The organism is Undibacterium sp. MH2W (genome assembly GCF_049340215.1).
Classification (GTDB): Bacteria; Pseudomonadota; Gammaproteobacteria; order Burkholderiales; family Burkholderiaceae_D; genus Undibacterium.
The window spans coordinates 44,065-60,736 of sequence record NZ_JBMPPA010000008.1 but is presented as its reverse complement, the minus strand read 5'-3'; the positions used below and the strand labels follow the sequence as shown (position 1 = coordinate 60,736).

The 16,672-nt window shown below is 48.2% G+C and carries 16 protein-coding genes; 5 read left to right on the top strand and 11 right to left on the bottom strand.

Going from position 1 to position 16,672, the window contains the following annotated elements:
- Nucleotides 1-31 precede the first annotated feature (31 nt).
- The 3 genes from ACO0K2_RS16720 (at nucleotide 32) to ACO0K2_RS16710 (ending at nucleotide 2,288) form a co-directional block, all read left to right on the top strand.
- Nucleotides 32-913: a DUF692 domain-containing protein gene (locus ACO0K2_RS16720; RefSeq protein ID WP_423020896.1), complete on the top strand. Its 882-nt coding sequence runs from the start codon at nucleotides 32-34 to the stop codon at nucleotides 911-913.
- Between the two features lie 6 nt (nucleotides 914-919).
- Complete coding sequence (locus ACO0K2_RS16715; protein ID WP_423020894.1) at nucleotides 920-1,699, top strand: putative DNA-binding domain-containing protein; 780 nt, start codon at nucleotides 920-922, stop codon at nucleotides 1,697-1,699.
- A gap of 127 nt (nucleotides 1,700-1,826) precedes the next feature.
- Nucleotides 1,827-2,288: a DoxX family protein gene (locus ACO0K2_RS16710; protein ID WP_423020892.1), complete on the top strand. Its 462-nt coding sequence runs from the start codon at nucleotides 1,827-1,829 to the stop codon at nucleotides 2,286-2,288.
- A 31-nt stretch (nucleotides 2,289-2,319) separates the two neighbouring features.
- Here the strand turns inward: ACO0K2_RS16710 and ACO0K2_RS16705 are convergent, their stop codons facing one another.
- From ACO0K2_RS16705 to ACO0K2_RS16695, 3 genes are all read right to left on the bottom strand, one after another.
- Nucleotides 2,320-5,316 carry an ATP-binding protein gene (locus tag ACO0K2_RS16705; protein ID WP_423020890.1) on the bottom strand — a complete coding sequence of 999 codons (2,997 nt, stop codon included), beginning with the start codon at nucleotides 5,314-5,316 and terminating at the stop codon, nucleotides 2,320-2,322.
- A gap of 18 nt (nucleotides 5,317-5,334) precedes the next feature.
- A complete protein-coding gene (locus ACO0K2_RS16700) occupies nucleotides 5,335-6,147 on the bottom strand; it encodes an ABC transporter substrate-binding protein (protein ID WP_423020888.1) in 813 nt (270 codons plus the stop codon).
- A 324-nt stretch (nucleotides 6,148-6,471) separates the two neighbouring features.
- Nucleotides 6,472-7,287 (bottom strand): mechanosensitive ion channel family protein, encoded by an 816-nt coding sequence (locus tag ACO0K2_RS16695; RefSeq protein WP_423020886.1) that lies wholly within the window; start codon nucleotides 7,285-7,287, stop codon nucleotides 6,472-6,474.
- Nucleotides 7,288-7,570: 283 nt separating this feature from the next.
- On the opposite strand from ACO0K2_RS16695, the gene ACO0K2_RS16690 reads away from it, so the two are divergent.
- Nucleotides 7,571-8,071, top strand: a complete 501-nt coding sequence (locus tag ACO0K2_RS16690) for a Dps family protein (protein ID WP_423020884.1) — start codon at nucleotides 7,571-7,573, stop codon at nucleotides 8,069-8,071.
- Nucleotides 8,072-8,116: 45 nt separating this feature from the next.
- Here the strand turns inward: ACO0K2_RS16690 and phnE are convergent, their stop codons facing one another.
- The 8 genes from phnE to prpR all read right to left on the bottom strand — a co-directional run bounded on the left by phnE (nucleotide 8,117) and on the right by prpR (nucleotide 15,324).
- The gene (gene phnE / locus ACO0K2_RS16685; protein WP_423020882.1) at nucleotides 8,117-8,938 is read right to left on the bottom strand and encodes a phosphonate ABC transporter, permease protein PhnE; all 822 of its coding nucleotides are present in this window, start codon (nucleotides 8,936-8,938) and stop codon (nucleotides 8,117-8,119) included.
- On the bottom strand, nucleotides 8,935-9,780 hold the full coding sequence (locus ACO0K2_RS16680; protein WP_423021025.1) for a PhnE/PtxC family ABC transporter permease: 846 nt from the start codon (nucleotides 9,778-9,780) through the stop codon (nucleotides 8,935-8,937). Before ACO0K2_RS16680 ends, phnE begins: the two co-directional genes overlap by 4 nt.
- A gap of 13 nt (nucleotides 9,781-9,793) precedes the next feature.
- Nucleotides 9,794-10,663 (bottom strand): phosphonate ABC transporter ATP-binding protein, encoded by an 870-nt coding sequence (locus ACO0K2_RS16675; RefSeq protein WP_423020880.1) that lies wholly within the window; start codon nucleotides 10,661-10,663, stop codon nucleotides 9,794-9,796.
- Nucleotides 10,663-11,553, bottom strand: a complete 891-nt coding sequence (locus ACO0K2_RS16670) for a putative selenate ABC transporter substrate-binding protein (RefSeq protein WP_423021023.1) — start codon at nucleotides 11,551-11,553, stop codon at nucleotides 10,663-10,665. Before ACO0K2_RS16670 ends, ACO0K2_RS16675 begins: the two co-directional genes overlap by 1 nt.
- 83 nt (nucleotides 11,554-11,636) lie before the next feature.
- Nucleotides 11,637-12,626, bottom strand: a complete 990-nt coding sequence (locus ACO0K2_RS16665; protein WP_423020878.1) for a diguanylate cyclase — start codon at nucleotides 12,624-12,626, stop codon at nucleotides 11,637-11,639.
- Entirely contained in the window at nucleotides 12,626-13,237 is a 612-nt protein-coding gene (locus ACO0K2_RS16660) for a chemotaxis protein CheC (protein ID WP_423020876.1), read from the bottom strand. Before ACO0K2_RS16660 ends, ACO0K2_RS16665 begins: the two co-directional genes overlap by 1 nt.
- Entirely contained in the window at nucleotides 13,237-13,599 is a 363-nt protein-coding gene (locus ACO0K2_RS16655; protein WP_423020875.1) for a response regulator transcription factor, read from the bottom strand. The genes ACO0K2_RS16660 and ACO0K2_RS16655 overlap by 1 nt, the downstream gene beginning before the upstream one ends.
- Nucleotides 13,600-13,719: 120 nt before the next feature.
- Nucleotides 13,720-15,324: a propionate catabolism operon regulatory protein PrpR gene (prpR, locus tag ACO0K2_RS16650; RefSeq protein ID WP_423020873.1), complete on the bottom strand. Its 1,605-nt coding sequence runs from the start codon at nucleotides 15,322-15,324 to the stop codon at nucleotides 13,720-13,722.
- Nucleotides 15,325-15,671: 347 nt separating this feature from the next.
- On the opposite strand from prpR, the gene prpB reads away from it, so the two are divergent.
- Entirely contained in the window at nucleotides 15,672-16,562 is an 891-nt protein-coding gene (prpB, locus tag ACO0K2_RS16645; protein WP_423020871.1) for a methylisocitrate lyase, read from the top strand.
- Nucleotides 16,563-16,672 lie beyond the last annotated feature (110 nt).

Genomic DNA, 16,672 nt, shown 5'->3' with positions numbered 1-16,672 from the left:
GCAGTAGCTTTTTTGAAGAAATGACTGGTACATGCTGACGCAACCTTCTGAACGGTCTCACCCACAGTTAGTCCTTTCTGGGACGGGTGTGGGGTTGAGAACGCCGCACTATGCTGATTTTCTGGCGCAGACACCTGCGGTTGACTGGATTGAGGTCCATGCAGAAAATTATTTTGGTGATGGGGGATACGATTTATTCGTCCTTCAGCAGTTGCGGCAGCAGCTACCGGTGAGTGTCCATGGCGTGGGTCTTGGCTTGGGTTCTGCCCAAGGCTTTCGCCAAGAACATTTGTTAAAGTTAAAGCGCTTGGTTGATCGCATCGAGCCTGCGTTGGTGTCCGAACACCTTTGCTGGGGTGCTGTTGCCAGTCGCCATATGAACGATCTCCTTCCGTTACCGCTCACGCCGTCGGCGTTGGATCTGGTTTGCGATCGTGTTGACGCCTTGCAGCACATGCTGCACAGACAAATTCTGATCGAAAACGTATCGACCTATGTGCGTTTTGAGCAAGATGCTATGTCAGAGGCGGATTTTTTACATGCCTTGGTAACTCGAACCGGTTGTGGGGTCCTGCTGGATATCAATAATCTGTATGTCAATCAGGTCAATCACGGCGAAGATGCCTTGGCGGCATTGCAGCGCCTTGCTACGTTACCCGCGGGCACCGTTGGAGAGTTTCACCTTGCAGGGTATCTAGAGACTCCCGAATGTTTGGTCGATAACCACGGTAGTCGCGTGAGTGCCCCTGTCTGGCAATTGTATTCCGATGCTTGCGCATTGCTCGGTACCCAAATTCCCGTCCTTATTGAATGGGATACAGATATTCCTCCTTTATCTGTGCTACTCGGTGAAGTGGAAACTGCTCGTCGTTTGCGGATGCTCGCCGATGAGCAAATGCTTGCTATTGCCTGAGTTTCTATGGATCTTACTCAACTTCAACAGTCTTTTTCAGACGCATTATTGTCACCAGCAGCGCAGCCATCATTTGCATCGCAGTTGAAATCGCATGCTCTTCTTGATGATCGCTTTGCCTATTATCGCGGCAATCTGACGGGTGCTTGGATTGCTTCTCTGCGCGGTGCTTATCCTGTTCTTCTACAACTGGTGGGAGACGATTTTTTTGACGGTATGGCCAAGGCTTATGGCGCGGCGTACCCCTCGCAATCGGGTGACTTGACCCTCTTCGGCGCTCAACTTGCTGCGTTTTTAACGCATTGTGATTTCATTGATACGTATCCTTATTTCGTGGATATCGCTCGGTTGGAGTGGTCCTTGCATTGCGCTTACTATGCCGCAGATGCCACGCCTTTGAGTCTCAATGACGCGATTGTCACTGCGCAGACGTTGGGGCAGGATCTGGTGAATGGGCGTCTCGTTTTTCATCCTGCTGCTTCCCTATTTGAGAGTGACCAAAGTGCAGTCGAGCTGTGGTTGGCGCATCAAGGTGATGCCGAGCCTGTGTTTCCAGATGAGATGACGAGAAAGAATGCGGCACTGATCACCCGTCCGCAATGGAATGCCTCACTTGTTTCGCTGACGGGTGCTGAATGGTCGGCACTCGATGCGCTCTTTCAAGGGAAATCCTTGGGCGATGCACTGGAGATTGCCTTGTCGATGGATGCGCATTTTGATATTCCCACGGCACTGCAGCGATGGTTTGCAGCAGGCGCTTTTACGCAGATGACATTTGTTGATTAATTTCTGTTGTCGTTTGTAAGATTTTCAGTTGATCTTCGACTCATGATCATTGGGTAAAACCTCTCAACCCACGGGGTGTTAGTGACTACCTTTGGTGATTATTCTTAAAATAAATGGGGAAAATAACATGAATTTCTTTTTACGTTTGCACGCGTTTAGCCAACAATTCGATGACAAACTTCAGGCGTGGGGTGGTAGCTTGGTCAGCCTGGGTCTACGTTTATTTGTAGGTTGGCAGTTCTTTAAAGCCGGTATGATCAAAATCTCTGACTGGTCGGCGACACTCTCTCTGTTTCAAGATGAATACAAAGTCCCTGTATTGCCGCCAGAGATTGCAGCGGTGATGGGCGCGGGTGGAGAGTTAATTTTCCCTGTTTTTCTGGCTATTGGTTTATTTTCACGACCTGCAGCGTTGGGATTATTCGTGGTGAATGCGATGGCGGTTATTTCGTATCCGCAGTTATTTCAGTTTGAATGTCCTGCTGCGATCAACGACCATTTTTACTGGGCAATTTCATTGATGGTGATTGTGATGTTCGGTCCAGGCAAATTCAGTCTTGATGGTTTTCTCTCATCGCGTCGTCGTTAAGCCGCATGGCGCTATGTTAAACCGCATGGCGTTATGGTGAGATCGTGGCGATATAGTCTTCTAAATGAGCCAGTAATGTGTTCATTGACTGAAGAAGTGTGGAAGTTCGATCTGCATCCATGCTTTTGCCAGCCAGCTCAATTTGTTCGCCAATGACACGTAATTGATCGATCCCGAGATTGGCGCTGGCTCCTTTGATTTGGTGGCCGATTGCCTTCACTTCTTGGAAGTTGGCTGCCGCGAGGGCTACCTCGATTTGCTCTCCAAGCGGACGTGTCGTGTTGACAAAGAGATGCAACATTTCAACATGCGCTTCTTTGTCATCACCTAGCATATCGGTGAGTCGGGCTTCGTTGACGAGGGCTTGTTCTTCGATCGATGTATCCGCCGATTGAATGTGCTCTGCGTTAAGAACTGCTGCTTCGTTATCGCCCAGAAACTGCATGAGCATCGATTTTAAAATCGGTTTTGTGACAGGTTTGGAGAGATAGTCGTCCATGCCAACCGCTATGCAACGTGGCCTTTCTTCAAGCATTGCATTGGCGGTGAGGGCAATAATGGGGATATGTTGACCCGATTCTTTTTCATCTGCACGGATGTGGCGAGTTGTTTCAAAGCCATCCATGACCGGCATATGGCAATCCATGAGGATCAACGCATAGTTGCCTGATCGATACATCGCCAAACCTTCTTCACCATTATCAGCAACATCAGCGGTATGCCCTAATTGCTCTAACATATGCATGGCGACCTTTTGATTAATCAGATTGTCTTCAATAATCAAAATTTTGCCATGATGCTGGGGGGCGCCGCTCGTCGCCACTTCTGGCATTTTTTCGACGGTTTCTTCTGTCGTTGCTGCGAGGAGTTGTTGTTCTGATTGTTGGCTCAAATGGAGCTTAAGTTTGTTGAAGAGCAACTCATATCTGACGGGTAAATAAAGGATATCTGTAAAAACCAAGCTTTCAGATGCCGTTAGGGTGGTGGTATCGCTGGTCATGAGAATCAGCGGCGTAGATCCGGCACTCTCTTTGAAATAAAGATCGTCGTTACTTGTATCCGAGGAGCGTAATGTATCTTCAATGAGGCACAGGTCAAAGACGTTCGTATTGGTCAGATGATGCTCAAATTCCTCTCGGGTTGTGACCGTGATTGTCATTAGGCCATAGGAGTGGAGATAGGTTTTAAGAGCGAGCGACAAGGCCAATGTCTGACAGAAAAGCAGCACGTTTCTTTTTTCTAATGCCTCGTGGCGTTGCGCGATGATTTTTTTGCCACTGGCGTCGAGCGGGATTTCAAACCAAAAGTGGCTGCCTTTACCGACGGTACTGTTGACGCCAATCCTGCCCTTCATTAAGTCCACTAAGCGCTTGCATATTGATAGACCTAAGCCAGTACCACCAAATCGTCGAGTAATCGAACTATCTGCCTGAATAAAAGGGGCAAATAAAGTGGACAAGACATCTTGGTGAATACCAATGCCGCTATCAATGACATCAAAGCGGATCATGTCACTATTGCCCGTGGTATCGCTACGTCCGACTTTTACTAAGATATTTCCCTGATCGGTAAATTTAATCGCGTTACCGATCAGATTTAGCAAAATCTGTCGCAATCTGCCGCCATCAGTGTTCACGAGTTCAGGTAGCGCTGGATCGATGATAGTAAAGAGTCTGACGCCTTTTCTATTCGCGCGCTCTGTAAAAATCTCGACACTGGACTCGACGATGTGGAGTAAGTCGCATGTCGAGTGTTCGATCTGCATTTTTCCCGCTTCAATCTTCGAGAAATCCAATACATCGTTGATGATGTTGAGTAATGCGTTGGCGGATTCATCAATGACCTTGATAAATTCTCGCTGTTTTGGTTCTAAGTTTCCATCGAGCAGTAAATTGGTCATGCCGATTACGCCATTCATTGGCGTGCGTATCTCGTGGCTCATCGTCGATAAGAAGATGCTTTTAGCATGATTCGCTTGCTCGGCACGGATTTTAGCAAGCTCAAGTTCAGCCTCGAAATGATCGCGAATGCGCATGAGCCACGTCAGCAAAAAGGCACAAACCATCACGAAACAGGCGAGAGCGACGCCGCTCCATTTTAAATTGCCGGTACTTTCTGACCATTGGGCAAGGACATAACTCTCAGAAATGGCGCTGATAGCAACCACTGGATACGCATGGGGCGCACGAAAATTGATAATGAACGTATCCTCTGGCGCAAAGCTATCTTTTCTAGTGATCCGCACACGTCCAAAATCCGATTCGTTTTGAAGCGTGTTGAAGAAGGGAAGATCAGCGTAAATTTTCCCAAGTAGGAAGTGCTCGTTGGGTGTTGTACTTAATACTTTCCCACTGTAATCGAGAATGGTCACGAAATTCATGTTCGTTCCAAGCATGCTCTTGAAGTCAGCAAGCAGGTAAGTCGGATTGACCATCGTAAGCAAGATATACATCTTATCCTTTACGCGGACTTCCTTCGCGAAAGGGATCGTATGGTTCGATCCCGATGTATCTTCATTCACGACCCCGTTCGTACCGAGCTCATGAATATCTCGAATAAACACAGGACGACCTGCTTCCAGCGTGGTACCTAATGCGTTTTTAAAGCCAAGCCAGTTGAGATTAATGTGCTTATTCAATGCCTGTTGGTTAGAACTGACGAGTACGTCACCGTCGACGCTGAGGATAGATACGGAACGCAGGTGCGTGGAATTATTCACCGTTGCTTCGATAATGCGCCGGACTTCATTGTTATTGATGTTGTCCGTCGAAGTCTGTTCGTTGTTGTTGAGGATGCCCGTGATGACGTTGAGAGAGTTATCGATCGACGACAGCGTTCTGGTCAAATGGCTTTCGAGCATTTTGGCCAGCAGTTCTCCTTGTGTGTTGGCCTCTTGGATCGACTCAGCTTTATCCCGGTCGAGTAAATAATCAGTGGCCAGCAAAATGCCAACACTAAAGATCGCACCGAGAATAATCCATAACGGAAACTGGCGTAGGAGACGAATGATCTTCGTGTTGACTTGCATTCTGATTCGCTTGGCTCGCTAATTGGTGATAACGATCGGGTCTAGCCTGTGCTTGGTGGCGATGCTTCGTAAGCGGCCATCCTTTTTCATTTTATCAATAAAAACATTGATACGGGCTAAAAACTCTGGTTCACCTGGTGCGACGGCGTATGCATAGTCGGTTAAGTTGAATGGTGTCGTTGGCGCGACCATGCGTGCCCAATCGGTGGTCTCTAACATACGACGGCTATAGGGGTAATCCGTCATGAAGGCATCCGCGCGACCGGATTCCACCTCTTGCTCTCGGGTTAATGGTGGTGACACGACGAGTAATTTGGCATTTTTGAGGCTATTTTGCATGATGGTGACCATCAAGGTACCTTCCTGTACGGCGATGATCCGACCAGCTTTATCAATATCCTGCCAAGTTTGAATCGTATTATTCGATTTCGATGTGATGGCATAGATATCACTGCGCAAGTAGGGTTGAGAAAACGCCAGTTTTGCTTTTCGGGCGGGTGTAACACCCACCGCATGCATGGCGATATCACATTTGTTTTTGAGTAGATTGTCGATCAAATCTGGAAATGAACTATCGACATAGCTGATCTTGACGCCAAGATCTTTCCCTAATTCAGAAGAGATATCGATGTCGATTCCCGTCAGCGTTTTCGTTTTGGGATTTTTAAAGGTAATGCCGTAATAATCGGGCCAAATACAGACGCGTAGTTCTTTCGATTGAAGTATTTGCTGAAGTTTACTTTTGGCGTGTTCTGGTTCAGCGGCGACTGCAAGGACAGTGCTTCCGGAAAGAAGGGCGAGCGCTACTAGGTTCGACAGCAAGTATTTCATGGGCATTCCTTTATTTTCACGTGTTCACAAGGTACAAAATGGTCGAGTGTGAATCTTTTTGACTGGCGACAGTGTGCAAATGATTGGAAGTATATGCAATTAAACGATCGTTAAATACTGGTATTAATCGATCGCCAGTGCGTGCTATTCGATCTTTGTGGCATCTTTACCGCAAACAATATTATTTTTCTTATTGTAAAGGTGAATGTGGTGATGTGGAGCAACGGTTTGTTGCTCCAGTGGGGCGTCAAGTGAATGAGCTAGAAAGTGATGTCGAATCATCAACATCACTTCGTTGAGGGGATGAGAGGAAGAGATTGGGGATTAGGGATTATTTTGGTGAATCGCTATCTGATGCGCAGCTGGTACTGGCCATCCTGCTTCAGCACATGCCGCTGCAATTGCCTTGTTCGTATCAAAATAAACCTGCCAGTAGTTGGCATTGCTGCAATACGGGCGTACGGCGATCAAGGTACCAGCGGCATTGAATTCTAAAATATCGATGGTCGGCGCTGGAGAAGTCGTAATGTTCGGGACTTTGGCGACGTGTTGAGAGAGCACCTCAATGGCTTCAAGTGGATTGACGCCGTTGGCGATCTGGCACTTGAGATCGACGCGACGATGAGGATTGGCAGAATAATTGACGAGATTGTCTGAAAAAATCTTGCTATTACCAACATAGACACGCAAGTTATCGCCGGTTGTCATGGTGGTAGAGAAAAGTCCAATCTCTGTCACTTCACCCGTCTGACCGCCTGCGCTAATGGCATCACCAACTTTGAATGGGCGCAAAATGACCAAGAAAATACCGGCTGCAAAGTTCGAGAGCAAACCCGACCATGCGACACCGATCGCCACACCGCCGGCGGCAATCAGGGCGGCAAAGGATGTTGTTTGAATTCCGCAGACGTCCAGAATCGCCATCACCAGTGCGATGCGCAAAGCGACGCGTAAAGAGGATTCACTGTAAGTAATCAACGTTGGATCGACTTTGCGCAGGGTCATTGCTCTGCGCAAGAGGTTGGTGAGCACGCTAATGGCGATACCGCCAATAATCCAAATAGCGATCGCTGCGAGTATTTTTAATCCGAAGGGAACGAGATATACGTTGATGAGTTGCGCAATGTCGACGCTTGGCATAGGAAACCTGATAAGTAGTGGGTGGGACTACTAATATCGTTTTTGGTAATTATTTTGTCAACGAGGAATATGTAAAGTATTGATAAAAAGAGATGATTAATTTTCTATTTTTAACGTTTAAAGAAAGTAGTTTAAAAATTGAAAAAACTATTGAATTTAGGATATAAATTGTTTTTGGCTATCCATTGAATAGCAAAATAATATTGGTAATTCACGTCGCGATCGCGCAAACTACATCTAATGCCAAACCTATCGTTTGGTGAAAATTATCAGGGAGCACGACATGGAAAATACAAAAAAAGCACCACAGCAACCAATGATTGATATTGGAATTAACGATGCTGATCGGACAACAATTGCACAAGGCTTGTCGGCACTACTTGCTGATAGCTACACGTTGTACATGATGACCCATAATTTTCATTGGAATGTGACGGGGCCTCATTTCAATACCCTGCACACCATGTTTATGGCGCAATACACAGAGCAGTGGAATGCCTTGGATTTAATCGCTGAACGGATTCGCTCTTTAGGGCACCATGCACCTGGCACGTACAAAGAGTTTGTCCGTTTATCCTCAATCGAAGAAGCCGAGGGAACGCCCAAAGCGATGGACATGGTGAGATACCTGGTGAAAGCACAAGAAGCAACTGCGAAAACAGCGCGGAATCTTTTTGGCTTTGTCTCTGAAGTGAATGATCAGCCGACCGCTGATTTGCTCACGCAGCGTTTGCAGGTGCATGAAAAAACGGCGTGGATGTTGCGCAGTTTGTTAGAAGAGTAATGATTCATCGCTGCTGATGGCATGATGACGCTGTTCATGAGCGCCTTAATGCATCAGCAGTCGACGGATTTTGAAGCTTAATGCATCAACCAAAGCGACCAATATCAGCATGGCAATAATCACCGTGGCAGCCGTTGGCATTTGAAACAGGGATAAGTGGTATTTGAGCATTTGTCCCAACCCCCCAGCACCAACGACCCCAAGAATCGCCGCGGCGCGGATATTGTTTTCCCATCGATATAAGGTGTAGGACATCATTTGCGGCAGACCTTGTGGCAGGGTCGCGTAGAGGAACGCACTGATGGCACTGCTGCCGTTGATTCTGAGTGTTGATTCGCAGGCGTCGGGCAGATTTTCTAATGTCTCTGCAAATAGTCGACCCAGTACCCCAGTGGTGTGTGCCGCTAAAGCGATGGTGCCTGCAAAAGGGCCTAGTCCTGCTGCAATGAGCATAATGGATGCCCAAACTAGCTCAGGAATAGCGCGAAAGACATTGAATAACGCATAGTTGCTGTACTTGGCAATGCGACCAAACCGACCGCTAGCGGGTAGCGCCAAAAAAAGCGCGATACTCGCAGCGATAGCCGTCCCCAAGGCTGACATGGCAAGCGTTTCTAGTGAGGCGGAAAACACTTTTTTTAGCATGCCGAGGCTTGTATCTGGTGGTGCAAACCCCGCGATGAACTCTTTCATGTTACTAGCCGAGTCCATGTTAAACAGCAATTGCCAGTCAATCTGCACGCTATAAAAACTACTGATCACGAGGATGAGCAATAATGCCACCACGACCATCGTCTTGCGCTCAATCATGAGAGGTGGCGCGGGCAGTATCACGTTGCTGGTGTCGGAAGAGCGGATATCGTTCATTTGAGATTTCTTCGGAAAAACTGACTCAGACTATCTGCCACGCTCACCAATAAAACAAAGACTAATAAAATCGTCGAGACTTCGCCACCAGCGAGCATTTTGAGCGATTCATCCATGCGTTGACCTAAACCGCCAGCGCCAACAAATCCCATGACGACAGATCCTCTGATCGCACACTCCCACCGATAAATTGTGTAGGAAATGAGCTCTGGTGTGGCATTGGGTAAGGTGCCATACAGAAACGCGGCTAAGCGCGAGCTACCATTTTGGAGCAACACTGTCGATGCGTGTGTGTCGGTTGATTCAATAATTTCTGCGTAGACTTTGCCCAGCATGCCACTGTAGGTGAGTGTGATGGCGAGTACACCGGCTGCTGGTCCTAGTCCCATGACGCGAACGAAAATCAGTGCCCAGACCAATTCCGGCACACTGCGGAGCAACACAAGTAGCCAGCGAATACCTTGTCTCATCACGTAAGCGGTCCAGGCCATACGCTGGGTACCGATGCGTGAGATCGATAACTGCTCGTTCACGATCAAGGTCATTGGAATCGCTAACAGGATCGAGAGGGTAATGCCAGTCGTTGCCATCGCCACCGTTTGCCACGTCGCACGTAGAACGATGCTGAGAAACTCAGGGTCATGCGCTGGAGGAAAAAAGTTCGCCAAAAACCGCCCCGTTGCCGAGAGGCTTTGCGCGTCAATTAATTCCCATGGCTTAAATTCTGTGACTTCCAATGTGGGCCACAATAAGACGAGAAAAAGAATGCTGCTGACGAGACGTCCACGCCAGGACGGATCGCGGAGGGCTGCGGGGGAGGGGGGTGCGGAATGGTCTGACATGCGGCCCGGACGATTAAAAGCAGCGAGGGTTGCTATCAATGGCCACTCGTAAGTTGACGGGCTCACTGACAGGCGCGTCGTCGCGTGCATTTTTGTATAAATTGTCGATCATCTCGTCGGTGACTTGGCGGGAATCAAAATAGATTTTGCCATCTCGTAAGCCAATGATGCGCTTGAAGTGACTACGCGCTAAGTCGACTTGATGCAGACTGCAGATCAAGCTGGCGTTACGCTGTTGAGCCTCCGTTTGAAGGGAGGTCAGCGTTTGAATTGCCAAGCGCGGATCGAGCGCTGATAACGGTTCGTCGACCAATAGCAAGCGAGCGTCAGATAATAATAATCGTGCTAAACCACATCGTTGGCGTTCTCCACCAGATAGTTCATCGACATGCGCGTAGAGTTTGTCCTCAAGATCAAAACGCGATAAGGCGACGTATGCTGCTTTCGGGTCGGTAGGTTTGATCAGGTTTTTTAGTGCAGTGGTAAACGACCAAGAGGGTAGTTTTCCAGCGAGCACAGACGTGATAACGCGTTGCCGAGGGGGGAGGGGTGGTGTTTGCGGTGCCAAAAATAGCGTCCGCCGCAGACGATGGCGGTCACTATTTGATAAGCCCCAGACATCGGCTCCATCGATCTTCAGTGCCCCATTAATTGGTTGGTGTGCACAAGCGATCGTATGGAGTAGCGTGGTCTTTCCGGCACCAGATGGACCGATGATCGCTACTTGCTCTCCCTCTTCAACAACGATATCGATTTGTTGTAAGGCATAGTTACCATCATTTCCAGCGCGTTGCGAACGTGCGTCAGACACCGACGCTTTTCCGCGTGCGGCGTGTCTGACGTCAACTTGCTGTAACTGAAGAAGCGGGGGTGTTTGATGCATTACTTCAATAGTCCGGCATTATGGGCTGCCGCCTCAATCGCTTTGTAGTTATCAGCTTTCGTTGGAATGAACCGTTTTGTTCTCTGCAGATCAAGAATTTCTTTATCGCGTGGGTCATTCGTATTCAACGAGAGGAATGCCTCGCTAATTTTCTTTTGCAGGTCGGCTGGCATGTCAGTGCGAACAGACCAGTTGTAATCAAAATAGCCTGGTGTGGTGTAGAACACGTGGACTTGCTTTGTGTCGACTTTATTTTCTGCGATCAATTTTTCCCAAACGGAAATATTTAACGCGCCAGCATCTACTTTTCCACCTGCTACGGCTGCTACGGTTGCATCATGCGCGCCAGAAAATGCGATACGCTTGAGGTCTGTATCTGGGTTGATCTTTGCTGAGAGCAAGTAAGAGCGTGGCATCAAATGACCAGAGGTCGATGACTCAGAGCCGAAAGTAAATGTTTTACCTTTTAGATCTTCTAGCTTACGGATATCCGATTTTGTGGTGATAAACACGGACTGGAACTTCTCATCTTCTTCACGTTGAACGAGTGGCACGACTTGTCCTTTGCTGCGAACATTCGCCTGCACAAAAGTAAAGCCGCCAAACCAAACCATGTCGAGTTTATGATTGATCAAACCCTCAACGGAAGAGGCGTAATCCGTCACAGGAATGAATTCCACTTTCATCCCTAATTTTTTCTCTAAATAGGCACCCAGTGGTTTGAATTTTCTTTGCAATTCTGTTGGTGCTTCGTCAGGGATCGCTGAAACGCGTAAGACCTGCTGTGATGTGGCCTGTTGAGCCATGCTTTGTGCTGATAATCCACTCAACCCCAGCGCGCTGGCGGCAAGGAGGGCATTGAAGGCGCGGCGAGATAATCTTGATGTCATCATAAATCTGCTTTTTAAAAGAGAAGAGGAATAGCAAAAGCTTATACTAAAACCGAGAAGTTGACAGAAGTAACACGAAAAAATCAGGACTTTGCTTTTCCAGCGGGGTCGGCTTGTGGTGGGCTCAAGAAAAATGCGCGGTTTCTTCCACCCCGTTTGGCACTATACAAGGCGGCATCGGCTGTATTGAGCAGTACTTTGGGGTCGATCGCGGTGTTGCTTGAGACGGTGCTAAATCCAATACTGATACTGACACGGTCACTAATCCGAGATTTTTCGTGGGGAATGTTCAAATCCCATACTGCTTTCCGGATTTTTTCAGCGAATGTCGTTGCAGATTCTTGATCCATGTGGGGAAGCATGAGCACGAATTCTTCGCCGCCGAATCGTGCCACCACATCACTGGCGCGTTGTAACTGCTTTTTCAGCACGCTAGCGACTTGAATCAACGCGTGATCACCAATCACATGGCCGTAACAGTCATTAAATTCTTTAAAGAAATCGATATCCACCATAAAGACGGCAAGGCTTGTGTTTTGCCTTAAGGTTTGCCCCAGTGCCATTTTGTAGTGTTCATCAAAAAAGCGGCGGTTGTAGATGCCGGTTAAGCCATCGGTTGTGGCTTCTTTTTTGAGTAATTCGGAGTGAGTTCGAAGAATTTTCTCGCGTTTGATCGATGTTGTTGAATCCGTGACTTGAACGAGACAGCAACGCTCAGATCCCACGTTGATGGGGGTGAGTGATATCGATTGATGAATACGCTTTCCGGTTTGTTCGATGCCTCGCTCAAATAAAGCGAGTGGAGACCGGTGCAGCGCATTCGACAGTACAACGGGAAGTCCGTAATTGATGGTGTTCGTGATGGCACTAATAAAAGCAGGACTTGGCGCTTCTGAAAAAACGTCTCCAATATTTTTCCCTAAGGCATCTGCTGCTGATGTGCCGCTGTGCTTTTCAATCCAGCTATTCCAAAGAGTGACCTGTTTTTGCCCATTCACAACGATCAATCCAAGATTGATGGCGTTGAAAATTTCTTCCATCGTCTGTGACGACGGCGGCATTGTTGCTGACATCAAATTCCCCCCATGAAGTGCTCAATTTGGGCGACCAATTCTCTTAATGAGGTGGAGCTCAAAACAAAAATCAAATGGCCTTCGGAGTGGCGTTTCTCAATGGCGAGATCGATGTGCAGCAACAACAGGTAGGGTTCTTCCTCGGAAGTGCCAACGCGCTGGAAAATTTCTTCCACTGTGGCAACGGTGTAATCGGGGAGCGAACAATTGAGAGGAATATTCAACATGTCTGCCATCGCTGACAGGCAGGCATTAAGAATGATGTTCCCCAGTTCGCACATCGCTTCTTGTTCGAATTCTGCGAGATCTTCAAGACTGATCTGTGAACCCATCATGTCACGAACAATTTCAAGTGCGTGCGCTTCGGTGAACAGTAACACTGCTTCCGCTTCAAACGCGCCCGTAAATGTTTGGTGTACCGCGCCAAACCGTTCACTGTCGAGACCCATCACTGCTCTGTCGATCTCGGAAGATTTTCGAATCTCCACCGAAGGAACGGAAAGACGAACTTCATCTCCGACGATTTCCGATAGACTTGCTGCAGCTCTGCCGGCACCAACATTGAATACTTCGCTCAATGCGTCCAGATGAAGTTCAGTTAATGAAATCATTATTCGCTCAGAAAGTATTTAGTGACAATTGCGATTGATTTTTCGGTGACTGGCTTAGCGACAAAAATAGATCCCAGCGACGTGGCGCGGGTTTGCATCGTATCCTGGACGTTGGCCGAGAAAATGACGATGCGCATATGCGGGTGGGATTGCAACATCTGCTCTGCGGCATCGGTGCCCAGCATTCCCGGCATGTTGATATCCATTGTGCAAAAGTCAATGGTTTGTTCGGACGTTATTTTGATCGCGTCCTCGCCGCAACCAGCTTCGACAATTTCCCAGTCGGGTTGAACTGCCTTGATGTGGGCACGGATCACCATGCGAGAGACTTTGCTGTCATCAACGATAAGAAGTTTTTTCATGAGTTTTTATTGGATCGTGAGTAGACAATGACGGTGGTGCTGTTGCACTTGTATATATGTATATCTTTCCAGCCGCATTTTACCTTACTGTATAACAAAAATTATACGCAGGATGTTCAATTAATGTTTCTTAAGCTTTCGCCAAAGCGTTGTTCGGCTGATTCCTAGAAATGCAGCAGCTGCTTCCCTGTTGTAATCGAACTGTTTGAGTACTTGCTCTATGGAAATATCCTCGGATTCGTTGTTTGTTTGCACAGCGGGTTGGGGTGCGACCGCTGTTTTTGTATTGAGTTCAGGGAGAATTTTCCGCGCAAATCCTGCAGTGAGCGCCTGGAGTGGTTCGGCGCTTAAGAATAAGCCAAGGCGTTCCATCATGTTGCGTAATTCACGTACATTCCCGGGCCATTGATATTGTTCAAATAAATCGCGACAAGACGATAACTCTGCGTGCAAGTTGATATGGGGACGCGCACCGATGTTTGCTAATGCATGTTTGAGTGTCCACTCTGCAAGTGGCAAAATATCTTCTGGCCGCTCTCGGAGGCTTGGCATAGGGAGTCGTAGAACCGCTAATCGGTAGAATAGATCAGCTCTGAAACGTCCTTCTTTGATTCGGGTATCCAAATCACAATGCGTCGCGCTGACGATACGAACGTCGACAGGAATGGGTCGAACACCACCGACGCGAACCACTTCACGTTCTTCAAGAACACGCAATAAGCGCGTTTGTAGACTGAGGGGCATTTCACCTATTTCATCGAGAAACAGCGTTCCCCGATGCGCTGCTTCAAACAAGCCCGCATGTCCCCCGCGTCGCGAACCAGTGAATGCGCCTTCCTCATAGCCAAAAAGTTCGGATTCGAGCAGGCTCTCTGCAATCGCGCCACAATTGACGGCAACGAATGGTTGACGCGCACGTGGACTTTCTCTGTGTATCGCTTGTGCCGCGAGTTCTTTGCCTGTGCCCGTTTCTCCTTGTAGTAACACCGTGGCAGGCGAACGTGCATAGAGCGTGATTGCCCTGCGTGTCGCTTGCATTGCCGGAGAGTCGCCTCGGAGATCGCGTAAATCGTGTCTGGCGCGTAGCGCTTCGGTTGCGGTGTGTCGGCGGCCCCGGTTGGTTTCGAGCTGCGTGAGCCGAGCAAGTTCTAGTGCATTGTCAAAGGATTGCCGTATCGATGTCGCAGAGTACATGAAGATGCCTGTTAATCCTGCTTCTTCGGCGAGATCGGTGATCAAGCCTGCGCCAACGATGGCTTGAATTCCACTGGCTTTGAGTTCGCTGATTTGTGCTCTGGCATCTTCTTCCGTGACATAAGTGCGTTGTTCGAGGTGAAAGCCAAAGGTGGTTTTAAAGTCGACCAACTCAGGCATCGTTTCTTGGTAAGTGATAATGCCGATAGATGAGGAGACTTTTCTTGCTCTCGCTAAACCCTGCATCACATCAAAGCCGCTCGCCTTGGCAATGACCACCGGCACTGGAAGGCGATTTTTCAAATAAGCGCCGTTTGACCCCGCGGCGATAACGACGTCACAGCGTTCTGTTTGCAGGCGCTCGCGGATGTGCTGGACGGCCTCTTCAAACCCCATGTGCAAAGGAACAATGTCGGCATTGGCGTCGTATTCCACCATGATGTCCCGAAACATATCAAACAATCTGGAAATGGAGACGGTCCAAATGACAGGTCTGTCTTGCGGATCGCGTGGCGGGTTATGTGGCTTCATGGGCGTCTCATTGTGACTGACGGGGGAGGCTTGGCGTGTGCATTTTATATCACGCAACATGTTTCATGAAATGTTTCAAGAATATGTAATGAAACATGTTGCGTTTCAAATGAAACGTATTATGGAGCGCAATGTGAGGTAAATGTAACTTGAAATGCGGTAGTTCTGACGCATAAGTGCTTGATTTTTATCGATGTGCGGCTAATCTACCTCACGGTTGGTGCGCATTGGCACGCTGATTGCATAATGGGTAGTGAATTCTGTTCAACATACGGGACTGGAAGCGATGTGTAATCGATCATTTCTCTTCGCGATCTAGCCTCACTCACCTGAAAGATAACCACGACATGAGTAATTATTCCGCAGGCGCAGCCTTCCGTAAGGCGATGCAAGAAGAATCACCGTTGCAAGTCGTTGGCGCGATCAATGCCAACCATGCTTTGCTGGCCAAACGCGCCGGATTTAAAGCGATTTATTTATCAGGTGGCGGTGTTGCCGCTGGTTCGTTGGGCTTGCCGGATTTGGGTATTTCAAATCTGGATGATGTATTAACCGACGTTCGTCGTATCACTGATGTATGCGATCTGCCATTGCTGGTCGACGTGGATACCGGTTTTGGCTCGTCTGCGTTCAATGTTGCTCGCACAGTGAAATCGATGATCAAATTCGGCGCTGCCGCCATGCACATCGAAGACCAAGTTGGCGCTAAACGTTGTGGACACCGTCCAGGTAAAGAGATCGTCAGCAAGCAAGAAATGGTTGACCGTATCAAGGCAGCCGTTGATGCGCGTACTGACGACAATTTCGTCATCATGGCCCGTACCGATGCATTGGCTGTAGAAGGTCTGGAAGCAGCGATTGAGCGTGCGCAGATGTGTGTGGAAGCTGGCGCTGATATGATTTTCCCAGAGGCAATTACACAGCTTGAGATGTACAAGCAATTTGCCAACGCTGTCAAAGTACCTATCCTCGCCAATATCACTGAGTTTGGTGCGACGCCTTTGTACACCGTTGAAGAATTGAAATCTGCGGATGTCGGTCTCGTTCTGTATCCATTGTCCGCATTCCGCGCAATGAATAAAGCAGCTGAAAACGTCTACACCGCGATCCGTCGCGATGGTACGCAAAAAAATGTGGTCGATACGATGCAAACGCGTATGGAGTTGTATGAGCGTATCAACTACCACGACTTTGAGCAAAAGCTCGATGCTTTGTTTGCGCAGCAAAAATTAAAATAACGTTGAACGACGCGCTCTTCCATCGGGATAGCTGCCATGGGCTCTGTGAGCGCGTAACCACTTATTAATCTGTAACTGGCTTGGGTTTGCTTGCTGTCGCGCAGAGCGCG

Excerpts from the sequence above, each read along its gene's own strand:
- ACO0K2_RS16720 (WP_423020896.1), top strand. The coding sequence starts at position 32 with ATGCTGACGCAACCTTCTGAACGGTCTCACCCACAGTTAGTCCTTTCT.
- ACO0K2_RS16715 (WP_423020894.1), top strand. The coding sequence starts at position 920 with ATGGATCTTACTCAACTTCAACAGTCTTTTTCAGACGCATTATTGTCA.
- ACO0K2_RS16710 (WP_423020892.1), top strand. The coding sequence starts at position 1,827 with ATGAATTTCTTTTTACGTTTGCACGCGTTTAGCCAACAATTCGATGAC.
- ACO0K2_RS16705 (WP_423020890.1), bottom strand. The coding sequence starts at position 5,316 with ATGCAAGTCAACACGAAGATCATTCGTCTCCTACGCCAGTTTCCGTTA.
- ACO0K2_RS16700 (WP_423020888.1), bottom strand. The coding sequence starts at position 6,147 with ATGAAATACTTGCTGTCGAACCTAGTAGCGCTCGCCCTTCTTTCCGGA.
- ACO0K2_RS16695 (WP_423020886.1), bottom strand. The coding sequence starts at position 7,287 with ATGCCAAGCGTCGACATTGCGCAACTCATCAACGTATATCTCGTTCCC.
- ACO0K2_RS16690 (WP_423020884.1), top strand. The coding sequence starts at position 7,571 with ATGGAAAATACAAAAAAAGCACCACAGCAACCAATGATTGATATTGGA.
- phnE (WP_423020882.1), bottom strand. The coding sequence starts at position 8,938 with ATGAACGATATCCGCTCTTCCGACACCAGCAACGTGATACTGCCCGCG.
- ACO0K2_RS16680 (WP_423021025.1), bottom strand. The coding sequence starts at position 9,780 with ATGTCAGACCATTCCGCACCCCCCTCCCCCGCAGCCCTCCGCGATCCG.
- ACO0K2_RS16675 (WP_423020880.1), bottom strand. The coding sequence starts at position 10,663 with ATGCATCAAACACCCCCGCTTCTTCAGTTACAGCAAGTTGACGTCAGA.
- ACO0K2_RS16670 (WP_423021023.1), bottom strand. The coding sequence starts at position 11,553 with ATGACATCAAGATTATCTCGCCGCGCCTTCAATGCCCTCCTTGCCGCC.
- ACO0K2_RS16665 (WP_423020878.1), bottom strand. The coding sequence starts at position 12,626 with ATGTCAGCAACAATGCCGCCGTCGTCACAGACGATGGAAGAAATTTTC.
- ACO0K2_RS16660 (WP_423020876.1), bottom strand. The coding sequence starts at position 13,237 with ATGATTTCATTAACTGAACTTCATCTGGACGCATTGAGCGAAGTATTC.
- ACO0K2_RS16655 (WP_423020875.1), bottom strand. The coding sequence starts at position 13,599 with ATGAAAAAACTTCTTATCGTTGATGACAGCAAAGTCTCTCGCATGGTG.
- prpR (WP_423020873.1), bottom strand. The coding sequence starts at position 15,324 with ATGAAGCCACATAACCCGCCACGCGATCCGCAAGACAGACCTGTCATT.
- prpB (WP_423020871.1), top strand. The coding sequence starts at position 15,672 with ATGAGTAATTATTCCGCAGGCGCAGCCTTCCGTAAGGCGATGCAAGAA.